We start from the raw sequence: 23,203 nt of genomic DNA, 5'->3' as shown, positions 1-23,203 counted from the left end.
ATACTTAGTAGATTTAAACAATGATGGAGAAGTAGATAATGATACTTCAGCATGTTATGAAACAGCAACACTTACATTACAAGTAAACCCAATGCCATCGTTTACATTAGAACCAGAGTATTTATTATGTATTAATACTAATGGCAGTGAAATCGTTAATTCACCAGTGGTAAACACAGGATTAGATCCTGCATTATATACTTTTGAATGGAACTTAAACGGTACAGTGCTTCCAGGAGAAACGGCAGAGTTTATAGAACCAACAGAAGGCGGTACCTATGGTGTTGTAGCAACAGATATTGCAACAGGATGTTCAAGTATTGAAGTGAATACTTTAGTAACAGTAAGCGAGCCACCAGTAGTAACATCAGAGATAACAACACTAGCCTTTGCCGATCAACACGATGTAGTAATTACCGCAACAGGAACAACAAGTACTTCAATAGCAGTATACGAGTTTAGTATTGATGGCGGAAGTTGGGAACTAGGAACGTTAAATGCAGCAGGAGAATACACGTATACTTTTACAGATATTGAAGCAGGAGAACACACTGTAACGGTAAGAGACACGATAGGTTGTGGAGAAACAACAATACCAGTTATGGTTATGGATTACCCATTATACTTTACACCAAATGGCGATGGTTACCATGATACATGGAATGTTTACGATATTGGAACACAGCCAGATGCAGTAATTTACATATTCGATCGTTATGGTAAACTCTTAAAACAATTAAGTCCAACAGGCGCAGGATGGGATGGAACCTACAATGGTAACCCAATGCCAACAAGTGACTACTGGTTTACATTAGAATATAGAGAACCAAGCAGTAATGCTAAGAAATCTTTACGTAGCCACTTTACGCTTAAGAGATAAATAGTAATACTAATTATTAAATAGAAAAGCCTGAACATATGTTCAGGCTTTTCTATTTAGAATATAAGATGCGACTTAATGTTAGGAGCAACTTAAATAAAGAAGTGTTATTAAAACAAAACGCCTGAAGATATCTTCAGGCGTTTTTTATAGTATGTTTTAAATGTAGTTAGTTTACTTCAAACGTAATCTTTAAGTTAACTCTAAAGTCATATACTTCGCCATCTTTAACGCTTGCACTTTGATCTTGAACGTATACTGAACGAATGTTCTTTATACTTTTAGAAGCATGCTTTACCGCTTTTTTAGTTGCATCTTCCCAACTTTTTTCAGAATTTGATAATACTTCAATAACTTTTAATACAGCCATAATTTTGAGTTTTAAATTAATATTGACTCTAAATTACAGAATTTTATAAAAATCGACAAATGGAGTTATTTTAAAAAGAGCTAAACCGATGAAAGGTTTATTTATAAGATTAACCGTTTATAGCTTCAACTGTATTTACTTTACCTTTTAACATTTCTTTTAACATGTTTTCTATACCATTTTTTAGTGTAAACGTAGAAGAAGGACATCCACTACAAGCACCTTGTAATATTACTTTTACAGTTTTAGTAGCTTCATCGTAAGAATCGAACTGTATATTTCCTCCATCACTAGCAACTGCAGGCTTAACATATTCTTCAAGGATATTAATGATTTCTTTAGAGATATCATCCAAGCTTTCAAAATGTGCTTCAACTTTTTCTGTAGACTTTTCTATCACCTCAGGAGCATTCGCTAAAATTATTTCTTTTCCATTTTCAATATATCCTCTAATAAATTCACGTAGTTCATTAGTGATGTCATTCCATTCGGCGACATCATATTTTGTCACAGATACATAGTTTTCATCTATAAAAACGCCTTTAACAAAAGGGAAATGAAAGAGCTCTGTAGCTAGAGGTGAAGATTTAGCAGTGTCTATTGAAGTAAACTCAAAAGCAGCATTTGCTATTTTTTTATTAGCAACAAACTTAATAACACTCGGATTTGGAGTGCTTTCAGCATATACTGTAACAGGTGTCTTTTTAGGAGCAATGTCTTGATTTATTACTTGGTTACCTTCATTTAGGTAGTTTTCAATTTGTTCAGAAACCTCATTTTCAACGTCTTTCCATTCTACAATATTAAAACGCTCTATAGCAACAAAATTGCTGGTTACATAGACTTTTTTTACAAAAGGAAGATAGAATAATTGCTGAGCCAAAGGAGAGGCTTTAGCTTCATCTATATTGTTAAATTCGAAACTCTGATGTTGAGTAATAAATTGATTTACTTCGAATTTTAATATGGTTGGATTAGAAGTTTCTTGTGTAGTAATTTTAAATGTGTTCATTTTGCAACAATTTTTATGCAAAAATACTAAAAGTAAGTAGAGATATCGATATATTTGATACTTAAAAGATAGCGTCAATAGGACTAAAAATTTAGCTTTTTTGTTAAATCCTTTCTATATTGGTAGCTTTAACTTTTGAGAGCCTAAATATTACAAATGAAATTTATATATTTGGCAATAGTAAAATTTATTATACGAAATATAGTTATAGTAGCATAAGCTATACATTTTTGAACCAACATCTACCTTGAAAAAAGATATTATGAGATTACAAAGGTTATTAGTATTGGCAGTTATAGTGTTTTTTAGCACTCAATTTGCTAAAGCACAAGAAGGGCTTCCAATATATTCAGATTACTTAACAGATAACTACTATCTTATCCATCCGTCTATGGCTGGAGCTGCTAATTGTTCTAAAGTTAGAATTACTGGTCGTCAACAATGGTTTGGTGATGATGATGCACCTGCATTATTAACAGCAAGTATAAATGGTAGAATTGGGGAGTCTCAATCTGGAATAGGAGGGATTGTATATTCTGATAAAAACGGTTATCACTCACAAACAGGAGCATATTTAACCTATGCACACCATATTATGTTTTCTAGAAGTGAAGTAGATTTAAACATGCTTTCTTTTGGTTTAAGTCTTGGAGCAATTCAATATAAACTAGATGAAACTACTTTTTTAGCTGATGGTCCAGATCCTCTTATTGGTGGAATTGAACAATCTGCAACTAATTTTAATGTTGATTTTGGATTTTCTTACCACTTGTATGATTTTTATGCACATGCTACAGTTAAGAATTTATTAGAGAATGATGGAGTGAATTTTAATAACAATCCTGGAGACCTTAACTTTAGTAATTTAAGAACCTATTTAGTTTCTGTTGGAAATACATTTAGCAGTTATAGTAACGATTGGAGTTTTGAACCTTCGGTTATGTTTATGTATAGAGACGCGACAGAGGAAGCTTCAATTGACGTTAACCTTAAAGCTTATAAAACAATGGATTTTGGTAAAGTTTGGGGAGGTATATCTTACAGAAGAAGTTTAGATGGAGCAGATTTTAGAGATGGAGACGGTGTAAGTAGCCAAAAATTACAATATATAACGCCACTTTTAGGTGTTAATTTAAACGATTTCATGTTTGCTTATACTTATAGTTACCAAACTAATGCAGTAGTGTTTAATAACGGTGGTTTTCATCAATTAACTTTTGGATATAACTTTGGTTGTGCTAAAGAACGTTACAGTTGTAATTGTCCTGCTATTAACTAAATACAAAAACATACTTTATAAAAATATATCTTATCGAGCATTTTTTATTGGTAATTATTAAAGTATAAAACTATTTCCATGTATAGTTTTTTGCTTTAGCCTGAGATTTTATTGCTTTTATCATGGCGTTCTCTAATCCGTTGCTATTATTTTTATTAGCTTTTAGAATGTAATCTTTTCGTTTACTATTTAATTTTTGAATTTCTTTCTGAATTATTTCACGCTCTTTAATTTTGTTTGAAACATATGATTTAATTTCTGAAGTACTTTTGTTTTTAAGCTCCTGAGGTAGTTCACTTTCATCTAAAGTTTCATATTTAAAAGCTTTATCTTTTGAAGCATCTATTAAGTCCCAAGAAGAATTTTTATACAAATGAGAACTTTTACTAACGGTTCTACTTACTGCATTAGCATTACTGTAACCTTCAGCATTATCATCTTGTTCCGCCTGTAATTTCATTTTTAGATTGCCTTGGCGACCATAAGCTACATAAGTTTTATTTAGTTTATTGTTTTGTGCTAAAATAGCGTCGTCGTATGGTGTTGCAACATGAACGGTTTCTTGGTTATGATTAATAGCCATATAATCTCCATGTGCCAAATCTGCTCCATCTTTCCAGTAACCAGAAATACCTTGATTATAATCACCACAAAAAATAGTGTTTATAGTGATATCGTTATTATGGGCGCGTTTAGATGCACCTTTGTAATTTATTTTTCCTTGCGTAAAAGGTTCATTTCCAGCAATAAATATAAGCTTTAAGTCGTCTGGGCTGTCATTCCATTCTAATTGTTCTAAAACAGTATTAATTACGTAACCACAATACTCATTACCTCCTTTTGTAGTTAAAGAGAAGAGTTGTTTAGAAATCTCGTCTAAATCATCACTAAATGCTAATACTTGTCGAATGTAACCTTCTTCTGCGTTTAAATTATCGTTTCCATATTCGTAAAGTGCTATTTCTAGATTAGGTTTGTCGTCTTTACATTTTGCATAAGATAACTCGTTTATAATTTCCCAAAGTTGTGCTTTTGCTTGGTCTATTAAACCATCCATACTATTACTGGTATCTAATAGTAATGCAACTTTTATGTATTGCTTATCTGGCTTTGAAATAGTTTTAATTGTTTCATTTAAAGCATAACGCTCAGTTTGCTTTTTGTTGTTAGCGTTACAAGCCAAAAAGAAAAAGGCTATCAAGGCTATTGAGATTTGTTTAATTATTGTTTTCATAATTTTTAGTTTTCAAGTTTTAATTCTTTTGCTTTAATTTCCCCATCTTTAGACAGTATAAAATATTTGTTTTTTATAATCTCTTTTACATTTTCTATAATCTGTGGTTCTTTAGGCTTCTCTCTGTATTGAATTTTTATTTCCATGCCAATTTGAATAACAGGTTCTACAATAGATGGGTTAATTACAATATCATAGTCTTTAAAAGACAATGGGTCGTAATAATAAGAGGTTTGTTTTTTTGCTTTTAAGACACCCTTAGGTTTTTTTATAGCTTCTAAAGAAATGCTATTAAACGCTTGATAGTTTTTATAGAATTCGCGTGGAAAGTGGCAGTACTTTATATCTGCCATAGTTGGATTATAATTTGTTAAATCGAAACCTAAGTCATTGTAAAATTGTTTTTTGTCTTTTAATGTCTTTAGTATTTCAGCTCTTAAGTTTGAATAGATGGCTTCAATGTTATTTATAAAATAATCTACTTTTACTAAGTTGTAAATTTCATTCTTAGCACATGCGGCTAATATTTTTTCAAATTGGTTAACCTTAGTGAATTTAATATGTAAGTTTTGTTGTAATTCGAATCCTTTGGGTACTTCAGTATATGTTTTACTAAATAATTTTTTTTCAACTATAGTTTCGTAAACAGGAACGAAAGAAATTACATCTATAATAAAGTCATTACTAAGAATGCCATGAGTCGTTAAAGTGCTTTTTAAGCGATTAACACGTTCGTTCATTAGTTTATTAGTGTCTTCTGCCGTTTCACCAATTTGAACTAAATTAAAGACAGCTGTGTAAGAATCTGCAACAATATTGTTAAGCGCTTTTACATTAATAGTAATTACAGGATTTGGCACTAAGGTTTGCTGTCTAAAAGTATTCAAGTTATTTCCATAAGTATTGGCGTTACCAAGTGATTCTGCTCGGATAACATTTTGCCTAGAAATAGTGGTTGCATTCCCTTTAATTTGCGCATTTAAATTAGAGAAATATAATAGTAAGATTATGTAAATAGAGTATTTCATTTGTTTGTTATAAATTAGAGTGTAAACCTATGTCTAACTCTTATTAATTAAAAACAGTAATGAGTGAACGCTACTTTATAATGAGTAATATCTGTTTGTAGATGAGTAAACAAGGTCGTTTTGTTTAGCTATTACTATAATTTGGATTAAAGGCATTTTAATATGCCAATTAAAGTGTGTAAGTTTATCTTTTAGTATTTAAAAAAAAATGAAAGAAATAAAATTATATATCAGTTGTATTCTTATTGCGTGCAGTACGTTAATTATGTATTCGCAGCAAAATAGCGCTGTTAATAAACAGAATCTAACTATTGAAAAAGATTTTTTCGATGTTCGAGGACTGGTTAAGGAAGACGGTACTAACGAAGCCATTGAAGATGTAAATGTTCAAGTTAATGGTGGCGGATATACATCGTCTAATGCTATTGGTGAATTTAGAGTACGTGCAAAAATTGGAGACGAACTTATTATAAGTCATAAAGATTTTGAAACTATTTATCACACAATTGAGAGTAACGATCGTATTACTGTAAATGTATTAGTGAAATCGTCGCAGTCTGGTGTTAATTCGTTTAAACGAAAACAAGACACGTCATTTAATAACTTAATTGATTCTGCGTTAGTTTATAAAAAGAAATCTGCCGAAAAAAGTATTCAATTTGTAACCGAAAGTATAAAAAGTAGTAGTTCTGTTAAGCAAAATGCTGAAGCTTTTGAAGTACTTGCAGATGTCTATATGTACTGGAAGCAATATGATTTAGCAGTGTCTAATTACAGAATAAGCCTTAATAGTTTTAAGTTTAATGAAGTGAAACTAAAGTTAGGAAAAGCTTATATGATGAATAATAATTATCAAGAAAGCATTTCGGTTTTAGAAGAATTAAATCAGAGTGAATTATCCAATTATCAATTAGTTGAATTGAACGAAGGACTTGGAGACGTGTATTATAGAATGATGGATTATACAAAGTCTGTAGCGTATTATAACACAGCATTGAGTATTGCTCAGCAGCATTTAATTGCACCAAAAGTAACCGATTTAAATTCTAAAATAGCACAAACTTTTGATGCTAACGGAAGTACAGAAAAAGCAGAACAATATTATAATAATTCGCTAAATCTTGCATCGAAAGAAAATAAAAAACGTGCAGTAGAGGAGAAAATTAAATTTGCAGACTTTAATAATTCTAATCAAAATTTTGATGACGAAATTCGCTTAAGACAAGAAGCTATTCTAGATATAAAAGATATTGAAACAGATTCTGTAATTGATATTGAAAGCGATTTTACTACCCAAAAGCAAAACTATAAAATTGGTAATGCTTTATATATGCAGCGTAATTATGAAGATGCCATACCATATTTAGAAAAAAGTAGGGTCGAAGCAAAAGAACGTAAGGATTTAGTAGTCGATAAAGATGCAACACGTAAGTTATCTGAAGTTTTTAAAGAATCTGGAGATTACGAAAATGCGTTAAAAACATATGAAGCATATACCAAGTCTGTAGAAGCACTTTATATTAAAAAGGAGCAGCAAATTACACAAGCAGCACGTTTTAACAAGAATATTGCAGAACAACAAAACCGAATCACTTCGCTAGAAAGTGATCGGGAATTATCTCAAAGTAGATACAACCTAAACCAAGAACAGAATAAGAGTCAGAAACTAATAATTTACTCTCTTATTGGTGGATTGTTATTATTACTTTTTGCTGCTTATTTAATGTATAAATACATAAAACAACAACGTTTAGCAAATAATTTATTGGCTTTAAGGTCTTTAAGAAGTCAAATGAATCCTCATTTTATATTTAATGCATTAAACTCTGTAAATAGTTTTATTGCCACTAACGATGAGCGGACAGCTAATAAATATTTAAGCGATTTCTCTAAGTTAATGCGAGCAGTTTTAGAGAATAGCGAACAGGATTTTATTCCGTTGGAAAAAGAAATAGATCTATTGCAATTGTATACAAAATTAGAGCATTTTAGATTTCAAGATAAGTTCGATTATACAATTACTGTTGATGAAGCTATAAACGTTTCAGATTACCAAATTCCTCCAATGTTGCTGCAACCTTATATAGAGAATGCAGTTTGGCATGGCTTACGTTATAAACAAGAAAAAGGACAACTGGATATTACTATTAGTAAAAAGAGTGAAGATGAAATTATTGTAACCATTGTAGATAATGGTATTGGTCGCGAAAAATCTAAATCTCTAAAAACAGCAAACCAGCAAAAACAGAATTCTAAAGGCATGGGAAATATAAAAAAACGTGTCGCTATTTTAAATCAAATGTATAAAGATAAAGTTGATGTTTCTATAGACGATTTTCAAGCTGAAGGCGATACAGGAACTAAGGTTGTGGTTACTTTAAAACGAGATTAGACATGAAACCTGTAGTTTTATTTTTATTGGTTTTCATAATTTGTTTTGGTTGCAAAGCAGCTAAAGAAAAAAAACAATGTTTAGAATTTGTTGATGGGAAAAAAGAATTAGAAATTAATTCTTTTGACGAATTTAAAATTCATGTTGAAGGATATGTTGATTTTGAAAAAGTTGTATGGGTTAGAGATGGTGTTGTGTCTTCAAAAAATGAAATTTTAGAATTAATAGAAAATAGAAACATATTAACGGTAAATAGTATTAAGGGAGCAAATGGTAGGCAGTTAGATGGTGCTTTACATGGCGTTCTAATAATAACGACAAATAAATGTTTAGATAAAATTAAATAATTAATAAGACTCCTACTTACGCAGGAAATACATATGAAACTAAATTCAATAATAGTAGAAGACGAGCAAGCGAGCAGAGAGATACTTAAAAACTATCTCAAAAAATATTGCCCGAATGTAAACGTTGTTGGAGAAGCCGCAAACATAAACGAAGGCTTAGAGTTAATAAGAAGCAACGAGTTAGATTTGGTTTTTCTAGATGTAGAAATGCCTTATGGTAATGCTTTCGATTTGTTAGATAAAGTAGGCGATAGAGATTTCGAAACTATTTTTGTAACTGCTTACAATAATTATGCGATAGATGCTTTAAATGCACACGCAAGCTATTATTTAATGAAACCTATTGCAATAGACGATTTAATAAAAGCAGTAGATTATGTAGTAGAAATTAAGACCAAAGAAGATGCGCTTCAAGATCAGGTTTTAGTGCCAAAAACAAGTAATAATGTAGAAGGTAAAATTACTATTCCACAGCAAAATGGCTTCGAAGTTATAAGCATTGCTGATATTTTGTTTTGTAAAGCCGATGATAATTACACCGAAATTCATTTAAACAACAAAAAGAAAGTGGTAAGTAAAACACTTAAGTATTTTGAAGAAGCCTTGCACGATTCTAATTTTGCACGTGTACATAAAAGTTACTTGGTTAATGTTAATGAAGTCGTTAAATATGTAAAAGGAAAAGGAGGAAGTGTAATATTAAGCAACGGAAAAGAAGTGATGGTTTCACCATCTAGAAAATCTGAATTATTATCTTATTTTAAATAACATAACGTCATTAATAAGGAAAGCAGCGATGTGGTAATCTTTTAAATTGAAACTAAATTATTATTCGATAAGATTAAACGGATTACTTCATTTAATTCGCAATGACAAAAAAAACGGAATAAACTATGCCAATAATAAAAACATTAAACGGAAAATCGCCACAATTACCAGAAGATTGCTACATAGCTGAAAATGCTACAATAATTGGAGATGTGCAAGTAGGAAAACAATGCAGTATATGGTTTAATGCTGTTTTAAGAGGCGATGTACATTATATAAAATTAGGTAATAAGGTAAATGTACAAGATGGAGCAGTAGTACATTGTACGTACCAAAAATACCCAACTACTATAGGTAATAATGTTTCTATTGGGCATAACGCAATAGTTCATGGTTGTACTATTCAAGATAATGTGCTTATTGGAATGGGAAGTATTGTTATGGATAATTGTGTTGTAGAAAGTAATAGTATTGTTGCAGCAGGAGCAGTTGTTACTCAAAATACAGTTGTTGAGTCTGGGACCATTTATGCAGGAGTTCCAGCGAAAAAAGTAAAAGACATTAGTAAAGAATTAATACATGATGAGATAAACCGCATTGCAGAAAATTATGTAAAGTATTCGGGATGGTATAAAGAGTAGTTGCTGTAAGTAAGTTTAGAACGACTTTTTATAGTTCTAAGGTGTAAGTTTTTTTATTTCACTAATTAAGGCTTTTGTTGAGGAGATAGTCTCAATCCTTTTAGCAGAAATTAATAGTGATAGTTCATCTTCAAATTTAGAAAGAACTACCGGATAATCATATTTGTAACTAGGATGTCGTTTTTCGAACTCATCAATATGTAAAAAGATCATATTAACATGAGATGTTGTTCTAAAAAGTTTCCAGTCTTTATCTTCGGAAAAGGTTCCAAATGTAATAGCACACAAATTGCAATTATATGTTTTTGGACTAAAAATCTTATGCGCTACATCTAAAACACTATTTCCTATTCCAGAGTTAGCGTTGTAAACAAAAAGTAGTTCCATTATATTAAAACTCTAAATAATTAACTTTAGTGCGATGATTACCCAAAAGTGACTGCATTACTGCTGTGTTTTTTAAATTGATATAAAATTCGTTATTAGTATTTAGAATTTCAGTATTTAATAAATTATACTTTTCTAAAACAGTTTTAGTTTGTTTAGCAACGGCAAGACCAGAATCTATAATCTTAACATGCTTGGGAAGTAATTTAAGAAGCATTGGAATTAGATAAGGATAATGTGTGCAACCAAGCACTAGATAATCTATGTTGGCATCAAGCATTGGTTTTAAATAGCTTTTAAGCAATCTTTCCATCTCAACCGACTCTAAGTTTCCGTTTTCAATTAACTGTACAATGCCTTCGCCAATTTGTTCTATAATGGTTATTTCGTTTGCGTATAAACTAGAGGTGTTGTGAAATAAAGCACTAGATAATGTGCCTTTAGTAGCTAAAATGCCAATAGCATTGGTTTGTGTGTTTAGAGCTGCTGGTTTAATAGCAGGCTCAATACCAATAAAGGGAATATTAAATTTTTCTCTTAAAACACTAATAGCATTTGTTGTTGCGGTGTTACAAGCAACTACAATAAGTTTACAGTCTTTTTCTAAAAGGAATTCAGTGTTTTTAATACTAAGGTATATAATGGCGTCTTTACCTTTTGGACCATAAGGCGCATTAAAACTATCGGCTAAGTAAATTGAATTTTCAGATGGCAATAATGCGTGAATCTCCTTCCAAATAGAAGTACCACCAACTCCAGAATCGAAAATACCAATAGGTTGTTTACTCATAAGTTTTATTTACTATATAAAAATACAAAAGCCGACTTAATAAGTCGGCTTTTGGTATTATTTGTTTTAAGATTTTCTTAGAATCCTAATTCTTTTTTTACATCTGCAAGTAAATTTTTACCTTCAGCCATAATTACTCCAGCTTGAGGAGAAGAATCTAATATATAGTCAAAACCTTGAGCTTTACCTACTTTTAATATAGCAGCTTTAGCTTTTTCAGTAATTGGCTTTAAAAGCTCCATTTCCTTTTTTTGTAATTCCTGTTGTGCAGTTGCAGCATATTGCTGAATAGATTGTTGGTCTGTCTGTACTTCAACATAACGCTTTTCGTTCTCTTCTTGAGTTTTCGTAGCTACTTGAGATTCATAAAGATCTGTCTTAGTTTTTAAGTCTTTTTTCATCGCCGTAATATCGGCTTGGTACGTTTTACCAATACGTTCCATATCTGCTTGAGCAGTTTTCATTGAAGGCATTGCTTGAATTAATTCTGTTGTATTAATGTGAGCAATTTTAGATTGTGCATTTGTAAAACTAGTAGCTCCAAAAAATAATGTTGCTGCAATTAATAATGTCTTAATTTGTTTCATTTTTAAAATAGTATTTGTGTGTTATAGTTATTAATGTTAATCGTCTTGATTTTCGTCTTCTGGAGCACTGTCTTTTTCTTCTTTTGCTTTCTTGCGATCCTCTAAGGTTTTTTTTCTTTTTTCGTCAAGTAATTTTTTTCTAGCAGCTCTGTCTGCTAGTTTCTTTTGTTTTCTAGCTTCAAGAATCTCTTCTTTAGTTTTAGGAGCATCTTCAGTTTCTACTTTTTTATCTTCAGTAGTTTCTGTATCAATAGTGTCCTCTTTTGTGTCTTCTTTGTCTTTATTTCTAGCGTCTAATTTATCTTGCTTTATTTTTTCTCTAGCTGCAACAGCTGCAGCCCTTTTATCTGCTATTTCTTTTTTTCTTGCTTCTTCTTTAACTACTCTTTCCTCTCTTTTCTTGTCTAAAGCTAATTGCCTTGCATCTTTACTTTCGTCTATCTCTACAGTAACATCTTCGTCTTTAGCTTCTCTTTTGTCTTTATTAGACTTTAATTGCTTCCTTTTTGAAGAACGTGTAATGGTTCTTAAAACTTGCTCGCTCATATCAAAACGATCTGCCGAATATAACATAACTACGTCTGCAGATTTATCGAAAACAAAATCGTATTTTTTTGCTTTAGCTATATCTTGGACAGCTTGAAAAATTTGATCTTGAACAGGTTGCATTAGTTGTCTCTTTTGGATCATTAAATCTCCATTAGGTCCAAATCGTTTTTGTTGATAATCTAATACTTCCTTTTCTTCAAATGTAATATCCTCTTCGCGCTCTTCAATTAATTCTTTAGTTAAAAGCGCTTTCTCGTTATTTAAGTCGGTACGCTTTTGTTCTACAGTTTTTAATTTTTTATCAATTTCGTTTTTCCATTTCTGAGCTTTAGAATCCAACTGTGAAGTTGCTTCAGAATATTCAGGTACGTTTTGTAAAATATACTCTGTATCTATATAGCCAATTCTAACTCCACGCTGTGCGTTTGCCTGAAATGATAGTAGTAATACTATGGTCAATACAAAAAGAACTTTAATTTTCATCTGGTTAAATTTTAATATTTAATAACATAAATTCAAAAAACAGACAGTTTAGATTTTGATTCTGTCTTCTTCTGAATCAATCAGTTTCCAAAATAACGAATTTTAATTGTAAAAATTTTAATTCTTGTATCAAATCCTCAAAGTCATCATTGAAAATATCGTGCCAAAAATAAATAATTGTTGATATTTAAACATAAACAAAGGTCTTTTTTTTGATAAAAAGACCTTTAGATTATTAAAATTGTTGTCCGATAATAAAGTGTGTTTCCCAACCATTCTTTACGGTGCTTCCTGGAAGAGGATCGAAACCGTGACCGAAATCGATACCTAATAAACCAAAGGCAGGCATGAATATTCTAATACCTAAACCTGCAGAACGCTTTACGTTAAAAGGGTTATAGTCTTTAAAACTATTGTAAGATGCTCCAGCGTCTAAGAAACCTAAAGCGTAAATTTTTGCCGATTGTTTTAATGTAATTGGGTAACGTAACTCTAAAGAGAATTTATTAAAAATCGTTCCTCCATCTGTTTCCGATAGTGCTTGGTTTGGGTAACCTCTTAAGGCAACTGCTTCTCTACCATCTAAACTATAACTTCCTAATCCATCACCTCCAAGGAAGAAACGTTCGAAAGGAATAATACCTCTATCTTGGTTATAAGCTCCTAAGTATCCAAATTCTAAACTAGATTTAAAAACAAATTTGTCTACTAACTTAGTGTACCAATCTCCTTTAAATTTTACTTTGTAAAATTCTAACCACTTAAAACGTTCTTGATCTATTTCTGAAACTCTATCTGAGGCAGCAGTTCTGTCCTCAAGATCATTATTTGTGTCACTTATAATGGCTTGGTTTGCTTCTCTTTCTTCACTTAAAGATGCGTAGTCTGTTCCATTAAGTAAAGAATATGGTAACGATAGTTTAGCTGTAACAGCGAAACTTGATCCTCCGGTTGGAAAAACAGGATCGTTAAAAGTATTGTTTCTACTTAATCCAATAGTATAAGATAAGTTATTTGAATAACCATCTCCAAAAGTAAAGAGGCCAGTATTATAATTTTTTAAATTATAGTGTTGGAAACTTAGAGCTTGAGATAGTGTAAAATAATCATCTGGAACAGATAAGCGTTTAGCTAATCCAAATGTAAGACCTGTTATATTAAAACGTTTGTCTTTATCGGCATTTCCTGTTGAAGCATCATATAAAAATTGCTGGGTATGTGATACAGATGTAGAGAATTGTACAGGTTTTTTTCCTCCCATCCAAGGTTCAGAGAACTGAAAACTATATGTGCGGTAAAAACGACTCGCTTGTAAACGTAACGCTAATTTTTGTCCATCTCCTGTTGGTATTGGTCTATAAGCATCTCTCTTAAATATATCTTTTAAAGAAAAGTTATTAAACGACAAACCTAATGTACCAATAAAACCACCACCGCCATAACCACCTTGTAGCTCTATTTGGCTAGATCCAGATTCTACAACGCCATATTCTATATCTATGGTACCATCTTCTGGGCTTGCATTTTTAAATTGAGGATCAATTTGCTCTGCATCGAAGAACCCTAACTGACTTAACTCACGAACGGTACGTACAACATTAGATTTGCTATATAATTCTCCTGGACGTGTTCTTATCTCTCTGTAGATAACATGATCGTTTGTTTTTTCATTTCCAACTACAGTAATTTTATTAAAATAGGTAGGTTTACCTTCAGAAATTCTAATCTCCATGTCTATTACATTACCATCTGCACTTACTTCTACTGGATTAATAGTAGAAAATAAATAACCATGATCTTGGTAAAGGTTGGTAATATCATCGGCATCTGGGCTCGAATTGTCTGCAATACGTTTTTCTAGTAAAACACCATTATAAGTATCTCCTTTTTCAATTCGTAATTTACGTCTTAAAAAGTCGTCTGTGTATACAGTATTACCAATAAATGTAATGTCTCCAAATGTGTATTTTTCACCTTCTTCAACCTTAATATTTAAATTAACTGTTTTAGCATCATTTACAATTAAAGAATCTGAAATAACACGAGCATCTCTGTATCCACTTTCTTTATACTTATTTATAACACTACCTAGGTCTTCTTTAAAATCTGCTTCAATATATTTAGAACGCTTTAATAATCGAAGTAATTTCTTTTGCTTCGTATTCTTCATGGCTTTTCTAAGTTTTTTATCACTTAATATAGTATTGCCATCAAAATTAATTTTGTCAATTTTCACTTTTTCACCTCTGTCCACAGTTAATACCATATTAACTCTAGCATTATCTAAAGAATCTACAACAGGAATGGTGTTAATATTTACCTTGGTATTTAGAAAACCTGCTTTTCTATTTTTTGTCTGAATATAATTTCTAGTAGTGGTAATAAGGTTTTCAGTGATTTTCACACCTTGATTAAGCTTGTTTTCTTTAATTAAAGCTTCTTTTTTACCCTTTTTAACACCAACGATTTTTAATTCGTTTAGTGCAGGTAGGTCTGATAATCTTATTTCAAGGTATGCAGCGTTACCTTCAATTTTTGATATATAAACTTCAATGTCACTAAACAGGTTTGATGTCCATAATTTTTTAATCGCTGTACTTATTTCTTCACCAGGAATTAATATTTCATCTCCTTTTTTAAGTTTAGAATAAGTGATAATAGTTTGCTCACTAAAGCTTGTATTACCAACAACTTTAATATCTGCTATTGTGTAAGTCTTACTATCCTCGTAAGAGAGGTTTTGTGCTTGAGTTAAAAAACTAGATAGCGCAAATAGTATTGCCAATGTGTACTTTAAAGATGTTTTCAATTGTATGTTTTTAACTAATTTGTTCACTTGTTTTCCCAAAGCGTCTTTCTCTATTTTGATATTCGATAATAGCATCACAAAGGTGTTGCTGTGTAAAATCTGGCCATAATACTTTTGTGAAATACAATTCAGCATAAGCTATTTGCCAGAGTAAAAAATTACTGATACGTTGCTCTCCACTAGTTCTAATAAGTAGGTCTACATCTGGTAAATTTTGCGTGTAAAGATGCTCATTAATAATCGATTCGTCAATATTTTCCGAAGAAATTATATTATTTTTAACTTTATTGCTTATTTCCTTAACTGCATTTACTAATTCGTCACGAGATCCATAGCTTAGAGCTAAGGTTAGTGTCATGTGCGTATTGTTTTTTGTGCTTTCTATTACTTCATTAAGTTCTTTGTACACCTTTTTTGGTAAATTAGTAAGGTTGCCAATAGCGTTAAGCTTAATGTTATTATCTTGAAGTGTCTTTATTTCTTTTTTTAAAGCAGAAACTAATAGTCTCATTAGTGTATCTACTTCTAATTTTGGCCGCTTCCAGTTTTCTGTGGAGAAGGCGTATAGTGTTAGGTTTTTTATTCCTATTTGAGCACTAGCCTCGACGGTTTGTCTTACAGATTTTGTGCCATTTTCGTGCCCAATAGCACGAAGAAGACCTTTCTGTTTAGCCCAACGTCCATTGCCATCCATTATAATGGCAACATGTTTAGGTAGCTTGCTTGTATTTATTTTGCTTGTATCCAAATTATCCTCCTGGGCAAAAACATGGGTTTCTGCCAAATGTGTAAGTTAGTGTAATACCTGTAAAGGTGTACCAGTCATTATTATTAGTGTTTCCGAAAGCTCTACTTTCAAAAGCTTCTTCAGCATCTGGGACACTTCCATCTAATTCGTCTGAAAATGTGTAACGTGCTCCAATTTCGAAAGCTAAAATAAAATCAGTTGATACTGCTACTTTATATCCTAAAACTATAGGGACACCAAAAGCATAGCTTGTAGTATCTTCATCTTCAATAGTACCATCTGGATTGAAAAAGAAATTATCATGTTTAGCTACACTTACTCCAGAGTATAAATAAGGAGTTGAAACAGTACCGCCATTGTGTAAATCGAAATCGAAAAAAGTAAATTCCATTCCGGCTGAAAGTTCTAAAATGTTATTATTAAACTTATAATCTCTAATTTGTCTACTAGGATCGTCAGAATTATTATCGTCTCCTTCTAATTCTGTAAAAGTTAAAGACACTCTATAGGAATGTCTTTTGCTTCTATTCCACTTATAAATTGCGCCAAAAGCTAATTGCTTAGGTGCTATATAGTCTGTCGCACCTACATCTCCAATAAAGTTACTGCCACCAACGAAAATTCCAAATTCGTTAATTTGAGCGCTACTTAGTTGTATGCTAAAGAATGCTATTATTAAAAGCGTTAAATACCTCATAAATCTTCAAAGTTTGCAAATATAATAAATAAGATTAGCCTATTGTGATTTCAGCTAAATAGTTACTGTTTAAAACAGTATTTACTAGAATTTATTGTAGAAATGAATGGTATGCATGCAATAATCGCTAAAAATAGATGACTAATTTCTCTTATCTTCTCCCCAAAGGAGCTTTTTTCTTAAGGTTGTTAAGAAGCTTTCAGAGTTTAATTCTATCATATTAATAGTGAACGGTGCTTTTTTTATTGTAATAATAGTATCGTTAGAAAGTGTCGCAATTCTTGAATCTAAAGACACTAAATAGTTTTCTTCACGACCACTTACTTTTAGTTCTATTGTAAAGGAGTCTTCAATCACCAAAGGTCTTGCGCTTAAATTATGTGGAGCAATAGGTGTTAGTACAAAACTAGTAGTGTCTGGAGTAATAACTGGACCAGCGCAACTTAAAGAATAACCTGTAGAACCTGTAGGTGTCGCTATTATTAAACCGTCACTCCAATAAGAAGTTAAAAACTCACCATTTAATTTTGTTTCAACAGTAATCATAGAGGTTGTGTTTTTTCTACTTACCGCAATTTCATTTAAGGCAAAATTTAAATCTTTTATATCATCATTTTCTGGAGAAGTTTCTATCGATAATAAGGTGCGTTTACTTAAGGTGTACTTTTTATTATAAATATCCTGAATGGCTTCTTTTATATCTTCTGGTTGAATGGTTGCTAAAAAACCTAATCTTCCAGTGTTTATTCCAATTATAGGGATGTTTAAATCTTTTACAAAAGTGATGGCTCTTAAAATAGTACCATCTCCACCAATACTTACAAATAAATCGAAGCTTTTGTCTAGAGTTTTAAAAGTATTGTAAACTGAAGCATTAGTAAGTTCAGTTTCAATATCGTTATAAAAATTATGTTCTAAAAAAAGCGAAGCGTTTAGAGCAAGAAGTTCTTTTGTAAGTACTTTTAAAGAATCTTTAGATTGTTTTTTAGGGTACTGACTGTAAATGGCTACCTTCATGGTTATATATTTAGGTATTTGTTTAAATAATCAGAACGTTCTTTAAGGCCTATTAAATAACTATCGTCTTCGTGTCCAGATAATATGTTATAGCTGTAGCGTCTAAAGGTTTGCATGATTTCGTTTAAATTAGCATTACCTATTTTTAAAGTAATTTGTGCGACATCATTTTCTAATTTAGAAATAAATGCGCCTAAAATTTTCCCATCGTTAGATTCTACAATCTGGCTAACTTCACTAAAAGAATAATCTGCTATTCCTTTTTCTATAATTAATACAGCTCCAGCTTCCGAAAAAAATGGTGTTTCGTTAAAAAGAGTAATAATGTCATTCAATTCATAATAGCCTAAATAGACATTTTTGTTGCTTAAAACAGGCATGATGTTAGCTGAGTTTTGAGCAAACGCCTCAAGTACATCTAACCAATTGGTGTCTTCTCTTACAAAAAAACCTTCGCCAGAATAGCGATAGTCTTGAATTGGTTTTTCGCTATCAAAACAATGTGCATCGTTTTCAGAAATGCAACCTAAATAAACATCTTCCGCATTTTTAATTGGAATGTGAGAATAGGTTAACTGATTAAAAAGTAACTGAATCTCTTTAACTTTGTCAGTATTTAATAGTGGTTTAATATCGTTTATTATGTAATCTAGAAGATTCATAGTGTGTCTTTCAATTTTATGCAAATTAATTAAAAATAAGAACAATCTCGTGTATCTACTTTGTATTTTTGTACATATTAAATCATATTTAAAATGGCAAAATTAAGCGTAAACATAAATAAAATAGCAACATTAAGAAATTCTAGAGGAGGAGATACTCCAAATGTAGTTCAGTTTGCAAAAGATGTACAGCGTTTTGGAGCAGAAGGTGTAACTATACATCCAAGACCAGACGAAAGGCATATTCGCTACCAAGATGCTTACGATTTAAAACCAATTGTACACACAGAATATAATATCGAAGGTAATCCAATCTCGAAATTTGTAGATATGGTTCTTGAGATAAAGCCAACGCAAGTAACATTAGTTCCAGATAGTATAGATGCTTTAACGAGTAATGCAGGTTGGGACACTATAAAGCATAAAGATTTTTTAAGCGAAGTTATTGCAGAATTTAAACGAAATAATATTCGTACATCCATTTTTGTAGATCCAGATAACAAGCAAATTGAAGGAGCAAAAGCAACAGGAACAGATAGAATAGAATTGTATACTGAAGGGTTTGCGGAGCAATACCATTTAGGAAATAAAAATGCAATAGTGCCATATGCAGATTGTGCTGAACTTGCAAATAAAATAGGATTAGGCGTAAATGCAGGTCACGATTTGTCTCTAGATAATATTCAGTTTTTTAAGCAAAATATTCCAGGATTATTAGAGGTGTCTATTGGGCATGCTTTAATTTCAGAAAGTTTATATTTAGGTATAGAAAATGTTGTTAATATGTATTTGAATAAGTTGAAGTAGAATAGTTTTTAGTTGAAGTTACAGTTTCAAATGAAAATTAATTCATAAATTAATGAAATTATAAAATAAGAGTAAGCATGAACGATCTGTGAACGCAGGTGTAGATTGTGTCAAGAAAAACTCGAGTTTAACCCACAGCGAATCTCTGTGTAACAAATAAACAATGCAATTACATTCTAATATAATAGGAGAGGGAAAACCATTTGTAATACTTCATGGCTTTTTAGGTATGAGCGATAACTGGAAAACTTTAGGGAAACAATTTGCCGAAGCAGGTTTTCAAGTACATTTAGTAGATCAGAGAAATCATGGTAGAAGTTTTCATAGTGCAGATTTTAATTACGATCTTTTATCTCAAGATTTAAAAGCCTATTGCGATACGCATGACTTAAAAGATATTATTTTACTTGGTCATTCTATGGGAGGAAAAACAGCAATGTTGTTTTCTACGCAATTTCCCGAATATGTCAACAAATTAATAATAGCAGATATTTCACCACGTTTTTACCCAATTCATCACGATGCTATATTAGAAGGTTTAGCTAATTTGAATTTTAATGCACTAAAAAGCAGAGGAGAAGCAGAGGAGCAGTTGTCTAATTATGTTAGTGATTATGGAACACGGCTGTTTCTTTTAAAAAACCTATATTGGGTAGAGAAAGGAGTTTTAGGGCTTAGAATGAATCTTGAAGCGCTAACAGATAATGTTAGTGAAGTTGGGGAGGCATTACCAATACACTCAAAATTTGAAGGTAATACACTATTTTTAAAAGGTGATAAAAGTGAGTACATAGCAACTCAAGATGAACCTATAATTAAATCTCATTTCACAAACGCTAAAATTGAAACTATCGAAAATGCAGGACATTGGTTGCATGCTGAAAATCCTAAAGATTTTTACAGTGCAGTAATCAATTTTGTAAATTAAAAATATTTAAAAACAAACAATCATGAACTTAATAATTAAACTTCTTTTAAATGCGTTAGCCGTATTTGTATTAGCTAATGTTCTTAGTGGTGTGCAAGTAGATGGCTATGCGTCTGCAATAATTGTAGCAGTTGTATTATCAATTTTAAACTTATTAGTAAAGCCATTATTGGTTATACTAACATTACCAATAACAATAGTAACATTAGGATTGTTTTTATTAGTAATAAATGCAGCAATAATTCTTTTTGCAGATAAATTAATCGATGGTTTCTCGGTAGTTAATATCTGGTGGGCAATTTTATTTAGTATCCTATTGTCAATCTTGCAATCGGTGCTGCATTCATTTATGAAAACAGATAAAGAGAAAGTATAATAAGGGTTGAAATCCAATACGTTAAAAACTTTGATGGAGTGTAAAAAATTAGTATTTTTGCACTCCATTTTTAGTTACATTAAATAGATTATTCAAGATGAATATTACAAGAGAAAATAAAGACGCATTAAATGCTGTAGTAACAGTATTAATCGAGAAAGATGATTATACAGCTAAAGTTGAAAAAATCTTAGTCGATTATAGAAAAACGGCAAACATTCCTGGATTTAGAAAAGGTCAAGTGCCTATGGGAATGGTTAAGAAGCAATACGGTAAAGCGATATTAGTTGATGAGGTTAATAAACTAATTCAAGAAGGATTAAATAAATATTTAGCTGAAGAAAAGTTAGATGTTTTAGGTCAACCTTTACCAAAAGCTCAGGACGATATCAATTGGGATTCAGATAGTTTTTCTTTTGATTTCGAATTAGGTCTTGCACCAGAATTTGATGTAGATTTAGCAGGTAAAAAAGATATTACACATTATAATATTGTTGCAGACGACAAGTTAATTGATGATCAAGTTGAAAACATCAAGAAGCAATACGGAACATTAGTAGCTTTAACAGAAGTTGCTAAAGACAGTGAAATTACTGGAGTTTATAAAAATGAAGCTGAAGAAATTGAAAACACTGTAACTTTAACTTTAGATAAGTTTAAAGGTAAAGCAACAGAAAAGAAATTTGTAGGAGCTAAGGCTGGAGATGTTATTACATTAAATACAAAAGGCCTTTACGAAGATGATCACGAGTTAATGCATGCATTAAAATTAGAGCATGATAAAGCACACGGTTTAGATATTGAAGTTGCTTTTGAAGTCACTGAAATTAATAAACGTGAGCCAGCAGAATTAGATCAAGAGCTATTTGATAAGTTATTTGGAAAAGATAACGTAAAAACAGTTTCAGAATTAAAAGAGAAGATTAAAGAGGATGCTGAAAAGCAATTCATTCAGCAATCAGATCAGAAGTTTTTAAATGATGTTACAGAAGATTTAGTAGCAAATACTAAATTCGATTTACCAGCAGAATTTTTAACAAAATGGATGCAATCTGCGGGAGAGAATCCTATGGATGAGGCAACTGCAAAAGAGGAATACCAGAAGTCTGAAAAGAGCTTACGCTACCAGTTAATTGAAGCTAAGTTAATGCAGGCTAATGATATTAAAGTTGATTTCGAAGATGTAAAAGAAAGTGCTAAGGCAATGATTAAAGTGCAAATGGCACAATTTGGTCAAACGAATCCTAGTGATAAAGAGCTTGACGATATAGCAGCTAGAGTATTATCTAACCAAGAAGAAGTAAAGCGCTTAAGCGAACAAGTGGTGAGCCAGAAACTATTAGGACTTTACAAAGAAAAAGCAAACGTAAAAACTAAAGAATTAAGTTACGATAAGTTTGTAAAAGAGGTTTACGGAGATAAATAATTTTATTAAAATGTCTCACTAAGTGCAGTTGTAGTACTTGGGGAATTTAATTATAAAATCATTATATTTAGGCATTGAATTAATTACAATTCAATGCCTATTTTATTAGCGTTAAATTCAACATAAAAAGTTTGACAACTGTTGATTTAGCCATACATTTAAGCGTTCCTGAAGTGATTCAGGAGCTAAACAAAAATATCAAATTCAATAAATACATATGGATTACGGAAAAGAATTCGAAAAATTTGCTATAAAAGACCAAGGAATAAGTAGTACGTACTATGATAAAATCATTAGTAGTGTTACACCTCAAAACATGACGCCTTATATTATTGAAGAGCGTCAATTAAACATCTCGCAATTAGATGTGTTTTCAAGATTAATGATGGATCGTATCCTTTTTTTAGGGACGGGAATTAACGACAATGTTGCAAATATTGTACAAGCACAGCTTTTATTTTTAGAAAGTGTAGATGCTAATAAGGATATTCAAATGTATATAAACTCTCCAGGAGGAAGTGTATATGCAGGATTAGGTATTTATGATACTATGCAATTTATTAAACCAGATGTAGCAACTATTTGTACAGGAATGGCAGCCTCAATGGGAGCTGTTTTATTGTGTGCAGGAGCAAAAGGGAAACGTAGTGGTTTAACACATTCTCGTGTCATGATTCATCAACCTTTAGGTGGAGCACAAGGTCAAGCAAGTGATATAGAAATTACAGCTCGCGAAATCTTAATTTTAAAGGAAGAGCTTTATAAAATTATAAGTAAGCATTCTGGTCAAGATTACGACAAAGTCTTCGAGGACAGTGATCGTGATTATTGGATGAAATCTGATAAAGCAAAAGAGTACGGAATGATTGACGAGATTTTAGCTCGTAAATAAAATTATATAATGCATTAGTGAGTTAAGTTAAATGAACTTTGAAAAGATCGAGTAAGAACTTTTCACTTTTCGCTTTTCACTTTTAACTGAAAGA

The 23,203-nt window shown here is 31.3% G+C and carries 24 protein-coding genes; 11 read left to right on the top strand and 13 right to left on the bottom strand.

The window, feature by feature from the left end:
• Positions 1-880, top strand: an 880-nt coding sequence (locus tag ASC44_RS06920) for a T9SS type B sorting domain-containing protein (RefSeq protein ID WP_083476256.1), incomplete at its 5' end; no start/stop codon positions are given.
• 169 nt (positions 881-1,049) lie between these two features.
• Here ASC44_RS06920 and ASC44_RS06915 read toward each other — a convergent pair.
• Together ASC44_RS06915 and ASC44_RS06910 are read right to left on the bottom strand one after the other, a co-directional pair.
• Entirely contained in the window at positions 1,050-1,250 is a 201-nt protein-coding gene (locus ASC44_RS06915; RefSeq protein WP_055446880.1) for a dodecin family protein, read from the bottom strand.
• Positions 1,251-1,359: 109 nt separating this feature from the next.
• Positions 1,360-2,262 carry a NifU family protein gene (locus tag ASC44_RS06910; protein ID WP_055446879.1) on the bottom strand — a complete coding sequence of 301 codons (903 nt, stop codon included), beginning with the start codon at positions 2,260-2,262 and terminating at the stop codon, positions 1,360-1,362.
• Between the two features lie 262 nt (positions 2,263-2,524).
• On the opposite strand from ASC44_RS06910, the gene ASC44_RS06905 reads away from it, so the two are divergent.
• Complete coding sequence (locus ASC44_RS06905) at positions 2,525-3,541, top strand: PorP/SprF family type IX secretion system membrane protein (RefSeq protein WP_055446878.1); 1,017 nt, start codon at positions 2,525-2,527, stop codon at positions 3,539-3,541.
• 70 nt (positions 3,542-3,611) lie between these two features.
• Here the strand turns inward: ASC44_RS06905 and ASC44_RS06900 are convergent, their stop codons facing one another.
• Complete coding sequence (locus ASC44_RS06900; RefSeq protein ID WP_055446877.1) at positions 3,612-4,775, bottom strand: vWA domain-containing protein; 1,164 nt, start codon at positions 4,773-4,775, stop codon at positions 3,612-3,614.
• A gap of 5 nt (positions 4,776-4,780) precedes the next feature.
• A complete protein-coding gene (locus ASC44_RS06895) occupies positions 4,781-5,803 on the bottom strand; it encodes an SIMPL domain-containing protein (protein ID WP_055446876.1) in 1,023 nt (340 codons plus the stop codon).
• Between the two features lie 208 nt (positions 5,804-6,011).
• Between ASC44_RS06895 and ASC44_RS06890 the strand changes: the two genes are divergently transcribed.
• The 4 genes from ASC44_RS06890 to ASC44_RS06875 all read left to right on the top strand — a co-directional run bounded on the left by ASC44_RS06890 (position 6,012) and on the right by ASC44_RS06875 (position 9,951).
• A complete protein-coding gene (locus ASC44_RS06890; protein ID WP_055446875.1) occupies positions 6,012-8,195 on the top strand; it encodes a histidine kinase in 2,184 nt (727 codons plus the stop codon).
• Between the two features lie 2 nt (positions 8,196-8,197).
• On the top strand, positions 8,198-8,542 hold the full coding sequence (locus tag ASC44_RS06885; protein ID WP_055446874.1) for a hypothetical protein: 345 nt from the start codon (positions 8,198-8,200) through the stop codon (positions 8,540-8,542).
• 33 nt (positions 8,543-8,575) lie between these two features.
• On the top strand, positions 8,576-9,310 hold the full coding sequence (locus tag ASC44_RS06880) for a LytR/AlgR family response regulator transcription factor (protein ID WP_055446873.1): 735 nt from the start codon (positions 8,576-8,578) through the stop codon (positions 9,308-9,310).
• 125 nt (positions 9,311-9,435) lie between these two features.
• Entirely contained in the window at positions 9,436-9,951 is a 516-nt protein-coding gene (locus ASC44_RS06875) for a gamma carbonic anhydrase family protein (protein WP_055446872.1), read from the top strand.
• Between the two features lie 36 nt (positions 9,952-9,987).
• Here ASC44_RS06875 and ASC44_RS06870 read toward each other — a convergent pair whose 3' ends face one another.
• The 9 genes from ASC44_RS06870 to ASC44_RS06830 form a co-directional block, all read right to left on the bottom strand.
• Entirely contained in the window at positions 9,988-10,338 is a 351-nt protein-coding gene (locus ASC44_RS06870) for a hypothetical protein (protein WP_055446871.1), read from the bottom strand.
• Between the two features lie 4 nt (positions 10,339-10,342).
• Entirely contained in the window at positions 10,343-11,128 is a 786-nt protein-coding gene (gene murI, locus ASC44_RS06865) for a glutamate racemase (protein ID WP_055446870.1), read from the bottom strand.
• Between the two features lie 77 nt (positions 11,129-11,205).
• On the bottom strand, positions 11,206-11,715 hold the full coding sequence (locus ASC44_RS06860) for an OmpH/Skp family outer membrane protein (RefSeq protein WP_055446869.1): 510 nt from the start codon (positions 11,713-11,715) through the stop codon (positions 11,206-11,208).
• A 36-nt stretch (positions 11,716-11,751) separates the two neighbouring features.
• The gene (locus ASC44_RS06855; RefSeq protein ID WP_055446868.1) at positions 11,752-12,747 is read right to left on the bottom strand and encodes an OmpH/Skp family outer membrane protein; all 996 of its coding nucleotides are present in this window, start codon (positions 12,745-12,747) and stop codon (positions 11,752-11,754) included.
• Between the two features lie 235 nt (positions 12,748-12,982).
• Positions 12,983-15,631, bottom strand: a complete 2,649-nt coding sequence (locus ASC44_RS06850) for a BamA/OMP85 family outer membrane protein (RefSeq protein ID WP_083476255.1) — start codon at positions 15,629-15,631, stop codon at positions 12,983-12,985.
• On the bottom strand, positions 15,567-16,304 hold the full coding sequence (locus tag ASC44_RS06845) for an isoprenyl transferase (RefSeq protein ID WP_083476254.1): 738 nt from the start codon (positions 16,302-16,304) through the stop codon (positions 15,567-15,569). The genes ASC44_RS06850 and ASC44_RS06845 overlap by 65 nt, the downstream gene beginning before the upstream one ends.
• Position 16,305: 1 nt before the next feature.
• Positions 16,306-17,001, bottom strand: coding sequence for a type IX secretion system protein PorG (gene porG / locus ASC44_RS06840; protein WP_055446867.1), 696 nt, complete (start codon positions 16,999-17,001; stop codon positions 16,306-16,308).
• Between the two features lie 141 nt (positions 17,002-17,142).
• Positions 17,143-18,018 carry an NAD kinase gene (locus tag ASC44_RS06835; RefSeq protein ID WP_055446866.1) on the bottom strand — a complete coding sequence of 292 codons (876 nt, stop codon included), beginning with the start codon at positions 18,016-18,018 and terminating at the stop codon, positions 17,143-17,145.
• A gap of 2 nt (positions 18,019-18,020) precedes the next feature.
• Positions 18,021-18,680, bottom strand: coding sequence for a CBS domain-containing protein (locus ASC44_RS06830; RefSeq protein WP_055446865.1), 660 nt, complete (start codon positions 18,678-18,680; stop codon positions 18,021-18,023).
• 93 nt (positions 18,681-18,773) lie between these two features.
• On the opposite strand from ASC44_RS06830, the gene ASC44_RS06825 reads away from it, so the two are divergent.
• The 5 genes from ASC44_RS06825 to clpP all read left to right on the top strand — a co-directional run bounded on the left by ASC44_RS06825 (position 18,774) and on the right by clpP (position 23,109).
• Complete coding sequence (locus ASC44_RS06825; RefSeq protein WP_055446864.1) at positions 18,774-19,487, top strand: pyridoxine 5'-phosphate synthase; 714 nt, start codon at positions 18,774-18,776, stop codon at positions 19,485-19,487.
• A gap of 163 nt (positions 19,488-19,650) precedes the next feature.
• Positions 19,651-20,415, top strand: a complete 765-nt coding sequence (locus ASC44_RS06820; protein WP_055446863.1) for an alpha/beta fold hydrolase — start codon at positions 19,651-19,653, stop codon at positions 20,413-20,415.
• Between the two features lie 22 nt (positions 20,416-20,437).
• Positions 20,438-20,791, top strand: a complete 354-nt coding sequence (locus ASC44_RS06815) for a phage holin family protein (RefSeq protein ID WP_055446862.1) — start codon at positions 20,438-20,440, stop codon at positions 20,789-20,791.
• A gap of 97 nt (positions 20,792-20,888) precedes the next feature.
• A complete protein-coding gene (tig, locus tag ASC44_RS06810) occupies positions 20,889-22,217 on the top strand; it encodes a trigger factor (RefSeq protein ID WP_055446861.1) in 1,329 nt (442 codons plus the stop codon).
• Between the two features lie 217 nt (positions 22,218-22,434).
• Positions 22,435-23,109 carry an ATP-dependent Clp endopeptidase proteolytic subunit ClpP gene (gene clpP, locus ASC44_RS06805; protein ID WP_055446860.1) on the top strand — a complete coding sequence of 225 codons (675 nt, stop codon included), beginning with the start codon at positions 22,435-22,437 and terminating at the stop codon, positions 23,107-23,109.
• Positions 23,110-23,203: the final 94 nt, after the last annotated feature.

This window comes from Lacinutrix mariniflava (assembly GCF_001418015.1).
Classification (GTDB): domain Bacteria; phylum Bacteroidota; class Bacteroidia; order Flavobacteriales; family Flavobacteriaceae; genus Lacinutrix; species Lacinutrix mariniflava.
The sequence above is the reverse complement of the archived record's forward strand: the minus strand, read 5'-3'. Positions and strand labels throughout refer to the sequence as shown.